The following is a 20886-nucleotide window of genomic DNA, read 5'->3' as shown; positions in this document are numbered from 1 at the left end:
CAACTCAGTAGCCGAAACGCTCCATGTAGATTTTATCCCCTGCCTGAAAAGCAGAACCAAAGGAAAAATTTGAAAAATCATAAAGCGGCCCCCTTCGATTAGATTCTCCAGTCTTAAGATGGAAACGCATCCTCTCACTTAAGCCAAAACTATATACCCAATCACCCACTACAAAATATTCCTTTGTATGGGTTTCCAAAGGAGCAAAACCCAGGTTAGTTAAGGGTTCCCAGGTTAGACTAACTGAATCAAATTTCTTAATTATGGGTTCCAAGAACCCATCCTCAGTTACAATTGAATACATCGCTCCATCGTATCGAAATGTTTTAACCAAGTTTGTATTCTCATAATTAGTATGCTCTCGCTCCAGCCTCTCCCAGGTGTTTTTTTCGATATTGTATCTAAATACACCTGTTTCAAATTCGACCCCATTGACACCCTAATCATATCCACCCTCGAGATAAAGATATCCATCTAAATCATTATAGCCCAATTTATGAAGATCGACAAGAGCAGGACTATCTTCTAATTGAGTTAAGCGATTGGTCGATGGATTAAATTCCCAATAAGAGCGATTTTTACTACCACCACCAATCGCTCCTAAATAAACTTTTCCGTTAGAGGCTAGGTATGGTCTGATGGTTATTTCGTGTGTTCAATAGGTGAGGCTTCTTCTGATACTATTACTATTCGTGAGTATATGCTCAATCCGGGTTAGCCGCTTACATCCCACCGGCTAAAGACCTGTGGGTTTTTCGCTCCATTTTATAAAAAATCCTTTTACCTTCTGACGATTCAAATTCAATGGATTCATAATCTGAAAAATCATACCCCCGGAGTATCTTGCCTAAGAGTTTAGACCCACCCTTTAGAATCACAAATTCAGATTCTTTTTGAGAACTTGGGTAGTTTGTGCAAAAATCTCAAAATGGAAACAAAAAAACGACATTACTTCAAGTAGAAATAATGTCGTTATTCTTAATGATTTCATTTAGCTAGGAATTCTCCGCTAACAACTATTTTTACTTAAATTCAATCCTTATCCTTTCAAATATTTTTATCCTTGGAAAAATTACCCCCCGGTAATGAGCTTTAAAATATCATTTCCAATCGCAAATACCATCAAGGCTAGCAGGATTACCATGCCGACTTTCTGTGCATTTTCGAGAAATTTATCCGATGGAGCCCTACCCGAAATCATTTCGTAGAGCAAAAAGACCACATGACCTCCATCCAACGCCGGAATCGGAAGCAAATTCATAAAAGCCAGTATCATGGAAATCAATCCAGTAATACTCCAGAATTTTCCCCAATCCCAAGAATCTCCATAAATCTTAGCCATTCCAATCGGACCACTGACGTTTTTGGCAGACACTTCTCCGGTAAACATTTTACCCAGCGCTTTGGCATTGATGATGACTACCCCAAATGCGCGCTCAGTACCTTTGGAAATTGCTTGAGTGAACCCAAATTTTCGTTGAACAGGATCTATCAGCGGATTTGCAGCAATCCCTATCGTTCCTTCCGCCGAAACAGCAACAGCTAAGGTGTCCAATTTTCCCTTAGAAGAAACTACCAACTCAGCCTCCTGATTCTTTACTTCATTCAAGGCAGTTTGTAATTCATCAAAAAAGTAAATCTCTTGGCCATTTACGGCAAGAATTTTATCTCCAGGATCAATCCCTGAGGCCTTGGCCGCCCCATCAGGAGCTACGTCCAACACATCAAAAGGAAATCGAATACTGATGAATTTGTCAAAAGCCTCCTCTGAATCAAAGGTGTTGATAAAACCTCGTGGAATCTCCACTTTCAGTTGCTCCCCATTTCGCTCTACCGTGTAGAATCCATTTTCACTTAGAAGAACACTTCCACTGCTAAGTTCATTAATGCTCTCATAAGGCTCACCATTGACCTCCAAAATCTTATCTCCAGTCTGTAATCCGATTGACTCCCCATATTCATAGGCAACAATTCCATTTTCCACAACCTGATCCCGTGAAAAGTACGTTTCCCCATTGTTATAAACCAGAAATACGAAGATGACAATCCCTGTGATGACGTTAACGATTATACCTCCAAGCATGACAATGAGTCGCTGCCAGGCTGGTTTGGAACGAAACTCCCAGGGTTGTGGCTCAGCGGATAATTGGTCGGTATCCATGGATTCGTCTACCATTCCGGAAATTTTCACAAATCCACCCAGTGGAATTGCCCCGATTGAATATTCAGTCTCTCCCCACTGAAACCCTGCGATTTTTGGAGGAAATCCGATGGAGAATTTCTCCACACGCATGCCAAATAGTTTGGCAGTTAACAAGTGACCCAATTCATGAAGCCCGACTAGGATTGACAATCCCAGGAGCAGTTGGCCCACCATAATCAAAGTATCCATTAGTATTTACGCTTAATTAATTCTTTTGTAATTATTCTAGCCTGCTCGTCGGTGGCGATGTAATCCGCAATAGTGGGTTTGGACACAAAATCCACCCGGTCCATCGTCTCGGCAATCAAATCCGACATCTCCAGAAAGCCAATTTGATCTTTTAGAAACGCATCCACAACCACCTCATTCGAAGCATTGAGCATACAGGCCGCATTTCCTCCCTTTTCTAAAGCATCAAATGCCAACTGAAGGTTCCTGAATGTTTTTAAATCCGGCTGCTCAAAGGTCAGATTGGGGTAATTGATGAAATCGAAGCGCTCGAAATCACTTTTCAATCGATGAGGATAGCTCAGAGCAAATTGTATGGGAATACGCATATCCGGCAGTCCAAGTTGTGCTTTTAGCGAGCCATCCTCAAATTGCACCAACGAATGCACGATGCTTTGAGGATGTACGACCACATCGATTTGGGAGGTATTCAACCCAAAAAGCCATTTGGCCTCAATGACTTCCAAACCTTTGTTCATCAGGGAAGCCGAATCGATGGTGATTTTAGCTCCCATATCCCAGTTGGGGTGCTTGAGTGCTTGGACTTTAGTGACTGATTGGAGATATTCCCTGTCCTTTCCTCGAAATGGTCCTCCAGACGCGGTGAGAATAATTTTTTCAATCCGATTATGAAATTCACCTACCAAGCATTGAAAAATCGCCGAATGCTCCGAGTCCACCGGATAAATATTGACCCCAAACTCTTTAGCCAAGGCAGTGACCAAATCTCCTGCGACCACGAGCGTTTCTTTATTGGCCAAGGCAATCTGCTTGCCGGCTTTGATCGCACTAAGGGTAGGCAACAATCCCGAGTATCCCACCAATGCAGTTAAAACCACATCAATAGTTTCCATCTCGACGATTTGCTCCAGTGCCTTTTGACCCGCAAAAACTTTGATGTCATGGGGGATCAATGCCTCCTTTACTGTATTGTAATTTTCGGGGTTGCCAATGACCACAGCATTGGGAGTAAATTCCTTCGCTTGGGCAATTAGCAAATCGCAATTATTCTGAGCGGTGAGTACCTCTACTGTAAAATCATCCGGATGCTGGCGAATCACCTCCAACGTTTGGGTACCAATACTCCCAGTGCTTCCAAGGATGGCTACACGCTTAGCTTCTGTCATTCATTACTTTTTTAAAGAAAATTAACCCCCACAAAACGGGAAGGTTTAGCTGATAGGCTGACAAAATTACAAGATGCCCCGACTTTTCCTTGTACAAATCGTCAGTTTTTCCGTTTGGGAAAAATTTTTGAGAGGACTTTATGAAGAATTCCTGGATTTATTGCTAAAAAGCTTTGCAAAAGCAGGAAATGACTACCCACTATCTTACCTAAAATCAGAATTGATTGGGTTAAAAAATGTGAAGGAAACAAACCGGAGGATTTTTCTTCCGTCAAATTGAAAAACTATGCGCATGGAACATTTTCTCAAAACCACCGGAATATCATTTGTGGCGGGATTGGCAGGTGCGGCTCTTTGGACCACTTCCCTTGTCCATGAACCTCAACCAAACACGATTTCCAGCCCGCCCATTGAATCAGTCAACACCTCTTTCTCCGAGCAGGCGGCCACGAGCCAAGGTTCGTTCCATCGGTCCGATCCTCCGCTTTCTTTTGTGGAAGCTTCAACAAACAGCACCGAATCGGTAGTTTTTATAAAAAATTTCTCAGGTAGCGATCCCCGAAGGAATAGCATGTTTGAGTATTTTTTTGGCACAGGACCCACTCAACAGGTGAGTACGGGATCCGGAGTGATTATATCCGAAGACGGTTACATTGTCACCAATAATCATGTCATTGACCGTGCCGAAACCATTGAAGTGGTTCATAAGAAACGAACCTATCAAGCCCGATTGATCGGAACCGATAAAAATACCGATATCGCCGTTTTAAAAATCGATTCAGAAAATCTTCCTGCCATCAAAAGAGGGTCTTCCCGCGATCTTCAAATCGGTGAATGGGTACTTGCTGTAGGAAACCCCTTTAACCTCACCTCCACGGTCACCGCTGGAATTGTATCTGCAAAAGAACGACAAATCAATATATTGGGGGGTGATTTCCCTTTGGAAAGTTTCATCCAAACCGATGCTCCCATTAATCCGGGAAATTCGGGAGGAGCTTTGGTCAATGTTTCGGGAGAGTTGGTGGGGATCAACACGGCAATTTTGTCTAGAACCGGTTCCTACACCGGATATGGTTTTGCCGTACCCGTGGATATCGCGATGAAAGTAGCCAATGATTTGATTCAATACGGCGAAGTTCAAAAAGCCATTCCTGGAATTGAAGCTGTGGAAATCACCCCTGAGCTGGCTGAAGAAATGGAAATCGCCTCATTGGACGGAGTAATCATCAAACATGTCATCAAATCTGGAGCCGCTGAGCAAGCAGGTTTACAGCGAAATGATGTGATCATTCAACTGGGAGACCAAGCCATTTCAGGGATGGGAAGTTTTGAAGAAGCACTCTCCTATTATTATCCGGGACAAGAATTACCGGTTACCTTTACCCGGAAAGGCAAACGGATGAATGCGACCCTAACGCTACAAAATCTGGAAGGTGGAACCGGAGTCATTAAACGCGAATATTATAGCTCCAGATTACTTGGCGCCCGCCTGGAAGCAGTGAATACGATTGAAAAAGACCGCTTAGGAATTGCCTACGGAATTAAGATCTCCGCCTTGAGCAGGGGGTATTTACGGGATTTGGGACTGAGAGATGGATTTGTGATCACCCAGATTAATCGTGAACCGGCACGCGATCCCAAAGCGGTTGGCAAGTACCTGGAAGAATACAGCGGGAGGCTTTTGCTGGAAGGAGTCGCTCCAAATGGTCAACCTTTTATGCAAAGCTACACGGTCAGGTAAGAAAGGGAGGGATTCCTCCCTCCTTTTCTTTTTTCTAAATAAAGGTTAACTTTTAGAGCAGTTACAAGCTATGTCGAACATGAAATCCCTCCCCCAATCTTGCGAACAGTGTTTTGAGGAATTCAAATCCTCACTGGAAGACCTTAGGGTTTATGGTCAACGAAGTAAAAAAGGATCACTTTCTGAGGCTCAATCCAGAGAACTGATCACTAGTTTTGAGGTAACTCATGAATTAGCACTGAAAGTTTTAAACAGCTATTTTAAAAAATATGGCAAAGGACCTTTCACCGGTTCGCGTGATCTGACGGTGGAAGCCTTTCACGCCGAGCTGATCGATGAGGGCAAACCTTGGCTGGATATGGTGATCGACCGAATTCAATACAATCCTGTCTATGACATTGATACCCAAGGAATTTTTATTGAAAATATTCTAAAGATATATATATCTTTAATGGAGCAATTCGAAGAAACGATGGAAAAAAAGCTGGATCAATAAGACCGCATTTTGAATTTTTTCTTCAACTCGGTGATTGCATTCCTAAACGAACTGTCCGTTTCAATCATATCATTTACGGTATGAACCGCATGGATCACTGTAGAGTGATCGCGACCGCCAAAATGATAACCTATCGATTTTAGAGAGTGATTGGTAAATTCTTTTGAAAAATACATCGCCACCTGACGCGCTACGACAATTTCCTTTTTACGGGTTTTGGCTTTCAAATCATCCAATTTAATCGAATAGTATTCCGAAACCGTTTTTTGGATAAAGTCAATCCCCACCTCAGTCTCAATATCCTTGATGATATTTTTCATCACCGTCTTGGCCAACTGAAGATTGATTTCCATACGGTTGAGTGAGGCATGAGCAATCAAGGAAATTAAAATCCCCTCCAACTCCCGGACATTGGTATCCACCGTGTAGGCCAAGTATTCGACCACATCATCAGGTATAAAAATCCCTTCAGACTGCATCTTTCGACGGATAATTGCTACTCTGGTCTCAAAATCAGGCATTTGAAGATCAGCAGTCAGTCCCCATTTAAATCGGGAAAGGAGTCGCTCTTCCAAGCCTTTCAAGTCTCTTGGAGGGCAATCCGAGGTCATAATGATCTGCTTTTTATTTTGGTGGAGGTGATTAAAAATATGGAAAAACATCTCCTGGGTACGATCCTTTCCAGCCAAAAACTGGATATCATCGATGATCAATACATCCACCTGCATGTAAAAATTAGTAAAGCTTTTTACATTCCCGTCCTTGATGGAATCCATGAATTGATTCACAAATTTCTCAGAGGAAACGTAGAGTACAAATTTAGTCTCCGGACCATTCTTAATTTCATTCCCGATAGCCTGTACCAAGTGGGTTTTCCCTAAACCAACCCCTCCATAAACCATTAAAGGATTAAAAGAAGTGATCCCCGGCTTAGTCGCCACAGCAAAGCCAGCGGATCGAGCAAGTCGATTACAGTCACCCTCAATGTAGGTCCCAAAGGTGTAATTTGGATTGAGATTACTCTGGGTCAAAGCCTCTGCACCTAGAGACTGCATTTCAAATGGGGTAACCTTTTGCTCAGTGACGAGTTGATTATTTCCTTTCTTGGAACCGTGATTTCCTTGTGGATAGGACACCACATAAGGCTGATTGGCAGAGTTCCCTTTATCCACCACTACGGCATATTCTAGTCTGCCACTAGAGCCCAGGGTTGTCTTAATGGCCAATTTCAATTCTTGGATATAGTTATCCTCCAACCATTCAAAAAAGAATTGACTGGGGACCTGAATAGTCAGACTGGTCCCCTCTAGCTTCACTGGATTTATTGGCTTAAACCAAGTTGAAAAGCTCTGCTCATTCACGTGTTGCTCGATGACACGTAAACATTCATTCCAAACTGCGCTAGCTTCTGAACTCATTAGAGAAGATTTCTGAAAAACAAAGACCCGGACGGATTTCTACAAGGGGGTCAAATTTGTAGAAAATTCACTTAAATAAAAAATGTTTTGAAACTTGAAAATCAGGATTTTTGTTTATTCCTCTGATTGACCAAATTAAATTCCGTAATTCTGCTTTACCGAAAAAGTTGAATGAGCTATTCCAACGGAACCCCTTTCATTCAGCTTAAAATATAAATTCTAAGGCTAGCCAGGAAGACAGAATTGATCACAGTAAATTCACAGGGTTTGGGACAATTTATTAATTTTGAAATGCTCCGGTGGCGAAAACCCATCGGGCACTTGACTAAAACCCAATATGACCCATCCCGATTTTTATCCATTTGAACCCAGATCCAAATCCGACTGGATCAAACAGGTGGAAAAAGACCTGAAAGGAAAAGATTTTGAACAGTCGCTGGTAAGCTATGCCTGGGGAGAAATCCGCCAAGAACCTTTCTACACGCAAGAAGATCTTGAAGGCTTCAGCCAAGCCATGAAATTTCATCCAGATCCTGAGCTGCCCGGAGTGGGGGTTAGGTATTGGTCAAATGCTGTCTTAATCCAAAATACGGAGGAAAGTCAAGCGAATAAAATTATCCTAGATCACCTCCAAAACGGGGCCGATGCGCTGATTTTGCAACCTGAAGGAAATGAAAACTGGGATTTGCTTTTCAAAGATGTCTTAGTGGAATACATCGGTGTTTATCTCCTTCCATCAAAAAACAATCTGGATCCTGTTTTTGAATTCATCAATTGGGTAAAATCCAAAAAATTACCCTCCACAGCTTTGCAGGGCGCTGTACTTTGGTCCCCTACGACCTCTCTTTTTGAGGGAGAACCTATTCTAGAAAAGGGGCTAACACTCGGAGTCGAATTACTTCATTTGCTCAGCTCCTTTCCTAAATTCCACGCTTTCACCTTGGATTTGGCGCGCTATGCCAATTCCGGTGCCACTGGCATACAAGAAGTCACCTTCGGATTAGGCGAATTAATTGAGTTGATCGTCCAATTGGAAGAAAAAGGAGTTGATCCGAAAACCTGTCTTCAAACTATCTCCTTTCACAGTGCAGTGGGATCTGAACATTTTCCTCAGATCGCCAAACTCAAAGCCCTTCGAAATTTGATCGTTGAAATCGCTGCCAAATTCAACGTAAAGCTGAATCAAGAAGACATCCATTTACTTTGCTCTACTTCCACCTGGAGCAAATCATTAGTGGACAAAAACTCAAATTATATCCGACAAACTTATGAAGCGATTTCTGCTGTTTTGGGAGGATGTAATGCCCTTTGGGTTTGCCCGGCAGAGAAAAATCCCGGTATTCTGGAACAAAGAATTGCACGAAACATCTCCGCACTCCTTCGGGAAGAAAGTTATTTTGATAAAGTCATCGACCCCGCAGCGGGTTCGTATTACCTAGATAAAATTCAATCCAGTTTCGAAACAGAAATCAAAAACCGAATCGCTGCACTTGAAAAGGTCGGCGGATGGATACAAAATTTTTCTAATCGCACTCTTCATGCAGAAGTCAGAAAAAACCGCGAAGCAATCCAAAGTCAAGTGCTCAACCAAGAAAAAACGGTTGTGGGTGCCAATCGATACAGCCCTGAAGAGAAATTGGTCAACAACTTGGAATTTGAACCGATTCACGAAGCAGAACATGAATTGAACCCAAGCCGAGCAACCTACCTTTTAGAACGCCAAACCTTACGCTCATGAGACCAGATTTCACCCAATGGAACTCCCAAAAAAGTGAGCTCAATCATTCTGAAATTAAGCAATGGGAAGCTCCGGAGCAGATCGCAATTCCCTCAGTTTTCAAATCTGAAAAGATCATCAAGCTTCCACATCTTAATTTTTCAGCTGGAATTGCTCCTTTTCTGCGGGGCCCCTATTCGACTATGTATGTGCAACGGGCGTGGACGATTCGGCAATACGCGGGTTTTTCCACAGCCGAGGAATCAAATGCATTTTACAGGAGGAATCTAGCTGCCGGGCAGAAAGGTCTTTCGGTGGCTTTTGATCTGGCAACTCATCGAGGATATGATTCGGACCACCCCCGAGTCGAAGGGGACGTTGGCAAAGCCGGTGTGGCCATAGATACCGTTGAGGACATGAAAATCCTGTTTGATCAAATCCCACTGGATCAAATGTCTGTTTCCATGACGATGAATGGCGCAGTAATTCCGGTTTTGGCCTTTTACATCGTAGCTGCCGAAGAGCAGGGGGTAAGTCCCGAAAAGCTGAGTGGAACGATTCAAAATGATATTCTGAAGGAGTTTATGGTGCGAAATACTTATATCTATCCACCACTTCCAAGCATGGATATCATCGCAGATATCTTTGAATATACTTCCAAAAAAATGCCTCGGTTTAATTCCATTTCAATTTCGGGTTACCACATGCAGGAAGCGGGAGCGACGGCTGATATTGAGCTGGCCTACACCTTAGCCGATGGTTTGGAATATTTAAAAACAGGTGTTCAAGCTGGACTTGATATCGATGATTTTGCCCCAAGATTGTCTTTCTTTTGGGCAATTGGGATGAACTATTTTATGGAAATTGCCAAACTCAGAGCGGGAAGATTACTCTGGGCCAAAATCGTTCAAAAATTCAACCCCAAAAATCAAAAATCCCTAGCATTGAGGACACATTGCCAAACTTCGGGATGGTCTCTGACCCAGCAGGATCCTTTTAATAATATTGCACGCACTGCCATCGAAGCCCTCGGAGCAACCATGGGACACACCCAATCCCTGCACACCAATTCTCTGGATGAAGCCATTGCCCTACCTACAGATTTTTCTGCCCGAATTGCAAGAAATACGCAGTTGATTTTACAGCAGGAAACCGGAATCACCCAAGTGGTAGATCCATGGGGAGGTTCCTATTATGTCGAATACCTCACCGACCAATTGGTTCAGCGCGCCTGGACTTTATTAGAAGAAGTGGAAAACCTAGGCGGAATGGCCAAAGCCATCGAAGCGGGTTTGCCCAAACTTCGAATAGAAGAGGCTGCGGCAAAAAAACAGGCACGGATTGATGGAGGCAAAGATATCATTGTGGGAGTTAACCGCTACAAGGTCGATGAAGATTCGGAAATTGAGGTCCGTGAAGTGGACAATCAATCCGTTAGAGAGTCTCAGATCAAGCGACTGGAAAATGTCAAGCGAACTAGAAATGCTCAGGAAGTTGCTCTACGACTGGAGGCAATCACCCTAGCTGCCAAAAGCAGAACAGGAAATCTACTGGAACTTGCCGTAGAAGCCGCCCGAAAAAGAGCTACTTTAGGTGAAATTTCTGAGGCGATGGAAAAGGCTTTTGGAAGACATCAGGCCCAAACTAAATCGATTACCGGAGTATATGCCGCTGAGGTGAAAAATCAAGATTCATTTAAAAAAGCTACCGCACTTGCCGATCAATTTGCAGAAATAGAAGGCCGAAGACCGCGTATCATGATTGCAAAAATGGGCCAAGACGGACACGACCGAGGTGCGAAAGTCATTGCCACTGGATTTGCTGACTTAGGATTTGATGTGGATATCGGACCTTTGTTTCAAACTCCAAAAGAAGTGGCGGAACAGGCAATCGAAAATGATGTGCACATCGTTGGAGCTTCTTCATTGGCAGCAGGACATAAAACCCTTGTCCCACAACTCATCGAAGAATTAAAGCACCTCGGCCGATCGGACATTATGGTCGTAGCCGGAGGAGTAATCCCTACAAAGGATTATGACTTTCTCTTTGAATCGGGTGTAGCGGCAGTTTTTGGGCCGGGAACAGTACTATCCGAAGCCGCAATTTCGATTCTAGAAAAAATGCTGGCTGCCAACTAAACTTGAGTAAAAAATTCCGGACAAAAAAATAAGAAATGCCTAAAGTTCGGAATTGTACACCAAAACCGGCCCCCCCCCCCCTGGCAAGCCAGGCTCGAAGGGGGACCTACATACCTACAATCTGAAAAACGATTACTTCGAATATTATCTTCTTGCTGAAGCTCATTGTAGCGTTTGACCTTGGCTAAAAATGCAGGAACATTTATCCGATTGGAATACGCAATATATTTCCAAGGACCTCCGCAGGGTTTACTTCCAAAGGCAACAAAACCCCATTCGGAAGCGTCTAGGCAAAGCTGAGACTCGGCAAGTTCTTCTATTTCCTGTTCAAGCAAAGCCATTTCAGTAAAGAGGTCTACCTGCTGTTCACTTTCAAAGCCAAAGCATGAGGAAAGCAAAAGCATGATAACTAAAACGTAGTTTAACTTCATATCCTTTAGAAAAACAGTTGTGTTAATTACGAGATTTCATCAAAAAACGATACAAAAACTTTTAATTTCTCTTCAGAGGTAAGGCTTTAAAAGCTAAATATCAACACGAATTTACCCCCCCCCCAAACAACAACTCCTCGACCTATTCGCTTATCTTCAACTATGGGGAAAAATTTGGCACTTCTTGTACTTCCGTTAGTTTTAATGAGTGGTTGCACAAAAATTGATTTGCCTTCTATTCAAGAAGCTCCCTATGGGATCTACCACGCTGAGTCCATAATTACTCCTATTCCTATTGATTTCTCGAGATCAGGCAGACTGGTCACCCAACACATCAATGATTTTTCATATGGCAGTAAATATTTTTCCATTGAATGGCGTCTGAATAAAGAAACCCCCATCATGGACGTTGACTATTTCAAATTCGCCGAATGGTATAATGAAGAAACTATGGAAGATGAAATTATCTTGGACTGCTGCGGGATGACCCGAAGAATTGTAAAACTAGGCGAAACCAACAGCCTTGAATTAAGTTTTAATGGGAATGATGGTGCTTACTACCAAGACCCCTATTTGATAAACACTAATTTTGAACTAAAAAAATTAGAATACTCTCCAAATGAACAAGGCATCTTACTTGTGGCCCAGCAGCAGGTTTATGAGTTTGTATCCGAAGAATTTATGGATATAGAAATTACCTACAGATTTAAATTTGGAGAACCCGCTATTGAGTATTGAACTGGGTAAACATAAAAAAACCACCTGGAGTTAGGTGGTTCAATTTTTTTAGAATCTTGATTAAATCACATCTTCTCCACGCAATTTAATTATGGCTCCTTCGAGCAATTCGGAAATTCGAATTTGGCAAGCCAATCGGGAGGTAGGATAATATTCAGGCAAATTCTCCAATTGATCCAACTCAACATCTGTGGCTTCACCTAATTGGTCATTCCCCTCAAGAACTTCAATATGACAAGTTGCACAAAGTGCCATTCCCCCACAGGTCGCCAAAATAGGATATTCAGAGGCTTTCAAAATTTCCATCAAACTAAAGCCCATGTCATCTGGAGCTTCAATCTGTTGACGATTTCCGTCTTGATCTTCAACTGTAAAATTTACCATGCCGCAAATTTAACCTTTAGAATGAATTGACACCATTTACCGTGGTATATTTGAAGCTCAATTTTTGGTCAGGATAGACATATTTAAAAGCAGAGTGCATCATGATCGCTGCCTCATGAAATCCACAAAGAATCAATTTCAATTTCCCCGGATACGTATTGATATCCCCGATTGCATAAATACGCTCCACACCGGTAGAATAATCTCTAGTGTCCACTTCGATGGCATTTTTGTCTATACTTAAACCCCATTCGGCAATTGGCCCCAATTTGGGACTCAAGCCAAAAAGTGGAATCAAATAATCAGACTCGATCTTAATCTCTTCCTTCGTTTTGGACTCCAACGTCACTGCATTCAATTTTCCATTCCCGCTGACTTGTTTCAGATTTGCGGATAATATTAAATTTATTTTGCCTTGATTTGCCAGGTCAAAAACTTTGGCTGCTGAATCGGGAGCACCTCGGAAGGTCTCATTTCTGTGTACAAGGGTTACTTTTTTGGCAACATTGGCCAGGAAAATAGTCCAGTCCAAGGCAGAATCTCCACCTCCGGCCAAAACCACATTTTTATCCCGGAACGTCTCCGGATTTTTCACCATGTAAGTCACGCCCTTGCCTTCAAAAAGCTCCAGGTTTTCCAAAACAGGTTTCCTCGGCTCAAAACAACCCAATCCTCCTGCAATCACAATTACTTTCGCGTGAACATGGGTTTTTTCATTAGTGGTGACAATAAATGATCCGTCCTCCTGTCGATCAAGATGATCTACCCGCTCTCCAAGGGTAAATGTGGGCGAAAATGGCTTAATCTGCTCCATCAGATTATCTACCAACTCCTGTGCTTTTACCTCCGGGTATCCCGGAATATCATAAATAGGTTTTTGAGGGTAAATCTCCGAAAGCTGCCCTCCCACTTGGGGTAGAGCATCAATGAGATGACAGCGCATTTTAAGCAATCCTGCTTCAAATACTGCAAATAAGCCAACAGGTCCGGCTCCGATGATGCAAAGGTCTGTATGAATCATGCTGTGAATACTTTATGGGAAAACCCCTGAATGATGATTTTTGTTCGTATAGAAATTATTAGTACACTAACTTTATTCCTCAAGCAATTGTCCGTCCAGATTCTGGTAGATCGTATTGAGAATCCGCTTAAATTCATCAAAATCCTGCTCACTGAGATTTTCCCAAGCTTTTTGACGAATTTCTAGAATTTTTGGTCGCAAGGCAGTGACCTTGGACAGGCCTTCTTCAGTCAAGTTCAAATGAAAACTTCTTCGATCTTGCGGGTGAGGAACGCGCTCCACATAGCCTTTTTTACTTAGTAAATCCACAATCCGGGTCAAGGTGGGATGATCTTTGAAAACCAAATTCGCTAATTCGGTTTGGCTAAGTTTCCCATTTTCTGAGAGATTTTTCATCACCAGCCATTGATCCACCGTCACGTCAAAAGCTCCGTCTTTAAATTGCTGCTGGGCATACTGCTTTACTTTTCGGGCCGTACGGTCCAGCAAAAAGGAATACTTTGCAAACTGCTCTTGTGTCATACCAATAATTAGTGTGACAAATATATAAATAAAGTTTTTGCAAAAAGCAATTCCCTATAAATTTGATAGGAAAAGCATACTTTTCATTCTGTCAAAAAATCAATCAATTCTCTCAGACTGGTAAATTCCTTTCCTTTGTAGCGAAGAAGAAAAGGATCATTTTGAACTATAATCGGATCAATTAAATTTTGAAAACCCGCCTTCAGAAGCGCTTTTTTTACCCAAAAGGTCAAAAAATCCTCTCCCACTATTTCGATATCTGAGTATTTCTCCCTGAGTCCAAGCCTTCCTCTGAGTGGATCGAACTCGTATCGGTCAGTCGGGAAAAGCTGACTAATCTCCCCAGATATCACCAAGTCTTCGGGCTTGCCAGACCTCAACGGAAGTCCGCAGGAGAGTAACCAAAACTGATCCCCGAACTCTAAGGCAATCTCTAAATCATGCGTTACTACTAAAATCGCCTTATTTTCTAGGTGAGCTATTTCCTGCAAAAGCAGCATAATTTCATGCCGATTGACCAAATCCAAATGAGCGGTAGGCTCATCCAAAATCATTACCGGTGTATTCTGAGCAATGGCTCTGGCTATGAAAACTTTTTGCCGTTGTCCATCTGAAATCTCATTGACCAATTCGTTTCGGATATATTCCAACTGGGTAATTTCTAAAGCGCGATTGACAGCTGCCTCATCCTCCAAATCCAAAACCCCTGACCAAGTTAGATAAGGTGTACGACCTAAAGAAACCAATTGCTCCACGGTCAGTTGACCTGCGATATGAGGTTCTGAAAGCACCACTGAAAGCATTCTTGAACGGGAATGATGGGTAAAATCACAGACTTTCTTCCCCATCAATTCCAAGGTTCCTTCAAAAGGAATCAACTGTCCCATCATGGCTTTTACCAAGGTGGACTTCCCAACCCCATTGGGTCCAAGCAAACAGGTAAGCTCTTTGGTTTTCAACTCAAAATTAAGCTGATCCACTATCACTTTCCGCTGTTTTCCTTTCAGATAACCCAGAGAAAGGTGCTCACCTTTGATTGCTATTTTTCCCATACCTAAAATTCTTTACTAAAGTTCCTTCTCAGGACCAATACAATCACTACCGGAGCACCAATGAGAGAGGTAACTGCATTAATGGGAAGGCTTTCGGCCATACCCGGCAGCTGCCCAATGCTATCACAAATCAATAACAAAATTGCACCTAAAATTCCCGAAGCAGGAAATAGAATCCGATGATCGGCGGTTTTGAAAATAATCCGTGCCAGATGGGGCACAGCAATTCCCACAAAAGCAATCGGACCACAAAAAGCGGTAATCGCTCCAGCCATCAGACCTGTACTCCCGATCATCCACCACCGTAAACCAAAGGTACTAATACCCATACTTTTGGCATAGGGCTCTCCCAGCAAAAGGGCGTTGTATGATCGAATTGAAAACAAAAGTGGTAGCATCCCGGCCAGGACGGTAACCGACAAAACAGCTACCTGATTCCAGGCTAGACTTCCCAGACTACCCATTGACCAAACCGTAAATAATTTGAGTGCTTCTGCTCCCGAAAAATAGGATAGTACTGAAATCACTGCAGAAACCGCTGCACCGAACATAATCCCTACGATCAATAAAGTCATCGAATCCTTCACACGCCAAGCCACCAAACTCACCAAAGAAAGTACCAATCCTGCCCCAAGTGTGCCCGCTAGAGAAATGGTCCATGGATGAATACTGCCCACCGCGTACCCAAAGATTGATCCGGCCAAAATCAAAACCGCTACTCCAAAACCCGCACCCGAACTAATCCCCAACACATAGGGTCCGGCCAAGGGATTCTTAAAAAATGTCTGCATCTGTACTCCGCTCAAGCTCAGACCCATCCCCGCTAAAATAGCCACAATTGCTTTAGGAAAACGATACGTGAGAATAATCTGCTCATAAGAGCTCCTGCTCCATTCCGAAAATAGCAGGCCGGTGATTATCTCTGAAATTGAAATACTGACCGAACCCAAACTGATATTGATCAGAAAGAAAAACAGCATCAGGACGAGCCCAAAAACCAAAAAATATACGGGTCTATTTCTATTCATGGATTTGGGTATAAAAATATAACTCATACTCCGGAAGCAGCTCTGGATGTAAGATTTTGATTAAATCCTTCAGCACCCAATCCGGACGCATGTAGCCTAATTCAAAATATTCAAGTCCTCCTTTGGGTCCTTTCTTCCCGGTATAAGTATATACCTTTTTCTTTTTAAAAGCCTCAAAAACCCGATATCGGGGTTCGGAAGCGACCATTTCGGTCAAACTGTTGAAATCCGCCGAACCAATCCAGAATTCGGCATCCATGCCTTGATCCAAAACATATTCATAACTCAGTTCCAGACTACCTGTACCTCTTTTAGTTTGAAAAATATATTCTCCTCCCGCGTTATTTAGAATCTTCGCACCCCAGCTATCCGCTCCCGGCGCGAACCAAACATCCTGATAAAGGACTCCTGATAAAACGGTGGGATTTTTTCCGCTACTTTTTCCCTGCACCAATTCCAATGCAGCCAAATAATCTTGTTCGATTTGCTCAAAAATTTCAGTGGCTTCCTTGAGGTTTCCGAGTAAAAGCCCGGTAAATTTGATCCATTCGGCTCTTCCTAGCGGGTGCTGCTCTACGTATTCCCCATTGATCACGGCAGGAATTCCCGATCTTCGGAGAAGCTCCAGGTTTTTCAGATTATCACCCAAAGTGGAAATCATCACCCAGTCAGGCTCCAAATCCAGGATCATTTCACTATTGGCTGAAGGACCGGAACCCAAATCGACCAGTTGCTTTTGATCGATCAGGTTCCATACGTTTTCTGATGAAATCAAGTCAAAATTTGGAAATCCGATCAACTTTTCGGTTTGTCCCAGCAAATCCAAATGTGGAATCTGAGTAGTCGAAGTCAGTACCACTTCATTGACGGGTAATTGAATTACTGCATCATAGCCCTGAGGGTTCTGCTGACTTCCTGCTTCCAAAATTAAATACCGAAACTCTTGATCCGCCCCAGTCCATGGCTGAGACACACTCAACACCCAAAAATCCAACCCCCGTTGAATTTCAAATCCTTGCGCATAGTTGAGTTCAATTTGTTCCAGGTCAATCTGTTCCTGTTCAGGGGTAGCGCAGGCGTAAAAAATGCCCATGTTTAGGCAAAAAACGAGTCTAAAATTTAAGAAAGTTTTCAATGGAATGATCAGGTAATTTTGACCCAAATAAACAGGAAGGAAAATCCGAATACAAAAAAATCTTTACCAGTCTTGCATTACCACAAGAATACCCATTATGTTTGCATTGGAAACGGGTTCTTAAAATCGGTTGATTTTAGGATTAAAAGGGAATTCGGTGTAAAACCGAAGCTGTCCCCGCAACTGTAAGTCTGATCCGCCCTGATAAAATCAGGATTTATCGGAAAATGCTTTTGCTCACACCAGCCATTGGTCTCCAATATCGAGACTGAGAAGGCAGCAAAAGTCAGACGAGCCAGGAGACCTGCCTGATTCTGTAGATTCTGTGCTTTCGGAGGAAAAGCGAAGAAGATATGCATCAGCCATCGGATTTTCCGATTACGTTCCATTTCTTCCCATTTCTCTTCAAGCCCGAATCGAATTAACCAATCTATAATTCGATCAGGCATGATTTTACTTCTATGGGTTTTATCCTTTTTCGGCCAAATTCCGGAAAAGCAGGATACGGTTTCTTTATCCGAAATTGAAGTGAATGCGGCTGTCCTGGAGCGATACAGCCAAGGACAAAAGCAAATCACCTGGAAAAAAGAGGATCTTTCACTAGTCGGATCGCAAAGCCTAGCAGACCTGCTTTCAGTCCAAAGCCCGGTTTTCATTCGTCAATATGGCCCGGGGATGCTAGCCTCCCCTTCTTTTCGAGGGACCTCAGCGGGACATACAGCGATTTTTTGGAACGGCATGCCGATAACCAGTCCTTCTCTTGGACAAAGTGATTTAACGCTTCTTCCGGTTTTTGCTTTTGAATCCGCAAGTTTACATTTTGGATCAAATGGTGCCTTAATCGGAAATGAATCCATCGGAGGAAGTATTCATCTCAATTCGGAGAGTAAATTTAATGCCGGCTCTACCTTTTTGTTCACTCAAGAACTCGGAAGTTTCGGCCAATTTAACACCCAAGCGAAGGGGCGGATTTCCACTGAAAAATTGATCGCCCAAAGTAAAATTTATCGTCAGTTTTCTGAAAACAATTTCCCCTTTCGAAATTTAGCCCTCCCTGAAACTCCTATCCAACGACAAGCTCATGGGCAAGTAAGTCAATGGGGATTTGTTCAAGATTTTGGATGGAAAATTACCAGCAACAAAAAACTCAAAACTTCGCTTTGGTTTCACGAGGCGGACCGGGAAATTCAAGCCCCATTGGGATCGGTAACCCAAGATCAGCAGCAGGATCAAAGTCTGCGTTGGGTGATGGATTACGAGCAATATGCAGCCAAGAGCACCTTTCAGCTAAAAACTGGTTTCGTTGTCGAAAATCAGATTTTCAATAAAAGCCTTAACCGGACTAAACAATTTTTACTTGGAACCGAATGGGACTATCAGGTAAATCCGCATTGGTTCTTTCATTTGGGAGCGCGATTTATTCATCAGATCGGAGAGCTCAGCACGTATCAGGCGGTGGATCAACGGGTTGAACTTTTCCAGTCGGTCAAATTTGAACCGGCAGAGAACTTGAACCTTGCATTGAATTTGCGACAAATTTCTTACGATGATCAAGTTCAACCCTGGATTCCTAGCTTGGGAATGGGCTGGACTTTTTGGAAAAAAGGAAATCAGGAGCTAAAGTTAAATCTCTCGGCAGGTAAAGGATTCAAGGTACCCACCTTAAATGATCGATTTTGGTTTCCCGGAGGAAATCCCGATCTCCTTCCTGAAAACTCCTGGACATCCGAAGCTGGATTGGAATGGAAATCCGGAAAACTCAGCCAAAGCCTGACTGGCTACCATATGAGCGTGGATGACTGGATTATTTGGTTGCCACAGGGAAATATCTGGTCTCCACAAAACATCCGAAAAGTGAGATCAGAAGGAATCGAATACCAAGGAACATTCCGCTTTCCTACAGGAAAGGTGAAATGGGAAAACCAATGGCAGTATAGCCTAAACCGAGCAGTTTCTGTTCGAAAAATCTCCGACAACGATTCCAGTGTAGGAAATCAACTTCCTTACACACCCCAACATCAGGCCAATTTTTCCATGAAGGCAAAGTATCAATCGGTTTACCTTTTACTCCAAAACAGTTTCACCGGGGAACGAAATGTTACCGCAGATAACCCTCGGACCTTAGACGCCTATTTTCTCAGCAATTTGACTATGGGATTTTCTGAATTTGCACTTGGCGATTTCAAAATCCCAATCCAATTCCGCATTCAAAATCTTTTCAATACCGAATATCAGGTCCTTTACCTAAGACCGATGCCGGGCAGATCTTATCATTTTAATTTATCCATTCAGCTATGAAAAAACACCTATTTCAATCGAGTAAACTCGTTGTAATCTTACTTATTTTATTTTCCTGCACGGAAAATCAACCCGAAGTTCCCCGTGGCGAATTTGAATCAGGCATCCTAATCCTCAATGAAGGTGCTTTTGGCAGCAATGACGGGGAAGTATTTCATCTAGACCCCTCCACCGAAGAGCTAAAACCCAATATTTTCGAATCTGCCAATGGAAGACCCTTTGCAGGATTACTCCAAGACATCGTTTATGAAAACGATCAACTTTACCTCGTGGCCAACACCGGGAAAATTGAAATCGTGGACGCTGGGGATTTTACCAGCACCGGTGCTGTAACCACTGATTTGGACCAACCACGTTCCTTAACTGTTAATTCGGGAAAAATTTTCATTTCAGATTATGGTCCATACGATGCCGATTTCAATACACCTGAATCCTACATCGCCGTGGTACAAGAAATAAATGGTGGAGGTGTCAGCAAAAAAATCCCCGTATCTAGAAAACCTGAAGATTTGATTTCTGTTGGAAAATTCATTTTGGTAGCCGGCTCAGAAGAAGGCATGGTAGAAGTCATTGACGCGAAACAGGAGGAAGTCGTCGAAACCATTGAGGTAACAGGTAGTCCCAAAGTATTCTTTGAGACTAACGGAATCATTTATCTTTACGCAATTGATGCATCGGAAGTCAGGTTTTATAGTTTTAATTTGGAGAATTTCACCATCGCCTCCACCGATATCTTTCCTATTTCCATGGCCACTGGCAAAATCGCATCTGGAAATGACGGCATGCTGTATTTGATCAGAAGTTCCGGGTTTCCGGATTACGTAGATGCTGTCGCGACACTTTCGCTTTCAAATTCGACGGTAAATCCAAATTGGCATGAGGGTTCCGGTTTTTATGGAATCGGAGTGGACCAAATTAGGGGAGAAATATATTTGGCAAATTCAAATGGATTCCAGGGAAATGGAACAGTCACTGTACTGGACGAGAGCGGGAATGAAGTCGATGAGGTTGAAGTCGGCCGAGGTCCCTCCGGGTTCTTGATCCGCTGATTGATCATGACTCCGCCTCAAAAGGGCGGAGTTTTTTCTTCTTTTCGTGTTCGTGTTGGTTTTCTAGCTCAAAAATCTAGTCTGTAAAGCCCATCCCATCGGGATCAATCTGGAAGGGATGGTAATTCAAGCCAAGTTTTCCGTTTTTGAATCCCATGGC

At 42.9% G+C, this 20886-nt stretch carries 18 protein-coding genes and 1 riboswitch; of the genes, 7 read left to right on the top strand and 11 right to left on the bottom strand.

The window, feature by feature from the left end; translation table 11 throughout:
* Positions 1-4 precede the first annotated feature (4 nt).
* The 3 genes from Q0L00_RS03520 to Q0L00_RS03510 form a co-directional block, all read right to left on the bottom strand.
* Positions 5-334, bottom strand: a complete 330-nt coding sequence (locus tag Q0L00_RS03520; RefSeq protein ID WP_297335479.1) for a hypothetical protein — start codon at positions 332-334, stop codon at positions 5-7.
* A gap of 738 nt (positions 335-1072) precedes the next feature.
* The gene (gene rseP, locus Q0L00_RS03515; protein WP_297335478.1) at positions 1073-2392 is read right to left on the bottom strand and encodes an RIP metalloprotease RseP; all 1320 of its coding nucleotides are present in this window, start codon (positions 2390-2392) and stop codon (positions 1073-1075) included.
* The gene (locus Q0L00_RS03510) at positions 2392-3558 is read right to left on the bottom strand and encodes a 1-deoxy-D-xylulose-5-phosphate reductoisomerase (RefSeq protein ID WP_297335477.1); all 1167 of its coding nucleotides are present in this window, start codon (positions 3556-3558) and stop codon (positions 2392-2394) included. The genes rseP and Q0L00_RS03510 overlap by 1 nt, the downstream gene beginning before the upstream one ends.
* A gap of 292 nt (positions 3559-3850) precedes the next feature.
* Between Q0L00_RS03510 and Q0L00_RS03505 the strand changes: the two genes are divergently transcribed.
* Both Q0L00_RS03505 and Q0L00_RS03500 read left to right on the top strand, forming a co-directional pair.
* Entirely contained in the window at positions 3851-5299 is a 1449-nt protein-coding gene (locus Q0L00_RS03505; protein WP_297335476.1) for a trypsin-like peptidase domain-containing protein, read from the top strand.
* 79 nt (positions 5300-5378) lie between these two features.
* Entirely contained in the window at positions 5379-5795 is a 417-nt protein-coding gene (locus tag Q0L00_RS03500) for a nucleotidyltransferase substrate binding protein (protein WP_297335475.1), read from the top strand.
* Here Q0L00_RS03500 and dnaA read toward each other — a convergent pair.
* Positions 5789-7213 carry a chromosomal replication initiator protein DnaA gene (gene dnaA, locus Q0L00_RS03495; RefSeq protein WP_297335474.1) on the bottom strand — a complete coding sequence of 475 codons (1425 nt, stop codon included), beginning with the start codon at positions 7211-7213 and terminating at the stop codon, positions 5789-5791. The genes Q0L00_RS03500 and dnaA overlap by 7 nt on opposite strands.
* Before the next feature lie 337 nt (positions 7214-7550).
* Here dnaA and Q0L00_RS03490 point away from each other — a divergent pair, with 337 nt between their 5' ends.
* Both Q0L00_RS03490 and scpA read left to right on the top strand, forming a co-directional pair.
* Positions 7551-8951, top strand: a complete 1401-nt coding sequence (locus Q0L00_RS03490; RefSeq protein WP_297335473.1) for a methylmalonyl-CoA mutase family protein — start codon at positions 7551-7553, stop codon at positions 8949-8951.
* A complete protein-coding gene (gene scpA, locus Q0L00_RS03485) occupies positions 8948-11068 on the top strand; it encodes a methylmalonyl-CoA mutase (RefSeq protein ID WP_297335472.1) in 2121 nt (706 codons plus the stop codon). Before Q0L00_RS03490 ends, scpA begins: the two co-directional genes overlap by 4 nt.
* Here the strand turns inward: scpA and Q0L00_RS03480 are convergent.
* A complete protein-coding gene (locus tag Q0L00_RS03480) occupies positions 11065-11499 on the bottom strand; it encodes a hypothetical protein (RefSeq protein WP_297335471.1) in 435 nt (144 codons plus the stop codon). The two genes, scpA and Q0L00_RS03480, sit on opposite strands and share 4 nt — an antisense overlap.
* 162 nt (positions 11500-11661) lie before the next feature.
* On the opposite strand from Q0L00_RS03480, the gene Q0L00_RS03475 reads away from it, so the two are divergent.
* Positions 11662-12237: a hypothetical protein gene (locus Q0L00_RS03475; protein WP_297335470.1), complete on the top strand. Its 576-nt coding sequence runs from the start codon at positions 11662-11664 to the stop codon at positions 12235-12237.
* Positions 12238-12297: 60 nt separating this feature from the next.
* Here Q0L00_RS03475 and Q0L00_RS03470 read toward each other — a convergent pair whose 3' ends face one another.
* The 6 genes from Q0L00_RS03470 to Q0L00_RS03445 all read right to left on the bottom strand — a co-directional run bounded on the left by Q0L00_RS03470 (position 12298) and on the right by Q0L00_RS03445 (position 17337).
* Positions 12298-12621, bottom strand: a complete 324-nt coding sequence (locus tag Q0L00_RS03470) for a 2Fe-2S iron-sulfur cluster-binding protein (protein WP_297335469.1) — start codon at positions 12619-12621, stop codon at positions 12298-12300.
* Positions 12622-12637: 16 nt separating this feature from the next.
* Positions 12638-13642, bottom strand: a complete 1005-nt coding sequence (locus Q0L00_RS03465) for an NAD(P)/FAD-dependent oxidoreductase (RefSeq protein ID WP_297335468.1) — start codon at positions 13640-13642, stop codon at positions 12638-12640.
* Between the two features lie 72 nt (positions 13643-13714).
* Positions 13715-14164, bottom strand: coding sequence for a MarR family transcriptional regulator (locus Q0L00_RS03460; protein ID WP_297335467.1), 450 nt, complete (start codon positions 14162-14164; stop codon positions 13715-13717).
* A gap of 83 nt (positions 14165-14247) precedes the next feature.
* Positions 14248-15216 carry an ABC transporter ATP-binding protein gene (locus Q0L00_RS03455; protein WP_297335466.1) on the bottom strand — a complete coding sequence of 323 codons (969 nt, stop codon included), beginning with the start codon at positions 15214-15216 and terminating at the stop codon, positions 14248-14250.
* A gap of 2 nt (positions 15217-15218) precedes the next feature.
* Positions 15219-16244 carry an iron ABC transporter permease gene (locus Q0L00_RS03450; RefSeq protein ID WP_297335465.1) on the bottom strand — a complete coding sequence of 342 codons (1026 nt, stop codon included), beginning with the start codon at positions 16242-16244 and terminating at the stop codon, positions 15219-15221.
* Positions 16237-17337 carry an ABC transporter substrate-binding protein gene (locus Q0L00_RS03445; RefSeq protein WP_297335464.1) on the bottom strand — a complete coding sequence of 367 codons (1101 nt, stop codon included), beginning with the start codon at positions 17335-17337 and terminating at the stop codon, positions 16237-16239. Before Q0L00_RS03445 ends, Q0L00_RS03450 begins: the two co-directional genes overlap by 8 nt.
* Before the next feature lie 139 nt (positions 17338-17476).
* Positions 17477-17706, top strand: a riboswitch (cobalamin riboswitch).
* 120 nt (positions 17707-17826) lie between these two features.
* Here Q0L00_RS03445 and Q0L00_RS03440 point away from each other — a divergent pair.
* Both Q0L00_RS03440 and Q0L00_RS03435 read left to right on the top strand, forming a co-directional pair.
* Positions 17827-19677 (top strand): TonB-dependent receptor, encoded by a 1851-nt coding sequence (locus Q0L00_RS03440; RefSeq protein ID WP_297335463.1) that lies wholly within the window; start codon positions 17827-17829, stop codon positions 19675-19677.
* The gene (locus Q0L00_RS03435) at positions 19674-20726 is read left to right on the top strand and encodes a DUF5074 domain-containing protein (protein WP_297335462.1); all 1053 of its coding nucleotides are present in this window, start codon (positions 19674-19676) and stop codon (positions 20724-20726) included. The genes Q0L00_RS03440 and Q0L00_RS03435 overlap by 4 nt, the downstream gene beginning before the upstream one ends.
* Positions 20727-20886 lie beyond the last annotated feature (160 nt).

This window comes from Algoriphagus sp. (assembly GCF_024305035.1).
GTDB lineage: Bacteria > Bacteroidota > Bacteroidia > Cytophagales > Cyclobacteriaceae > Algoriphagus.
Note: the sequence above shows the minus strand (reverse complement) of the source record. Positions and strands in the feature narration are given on the sequence as shown.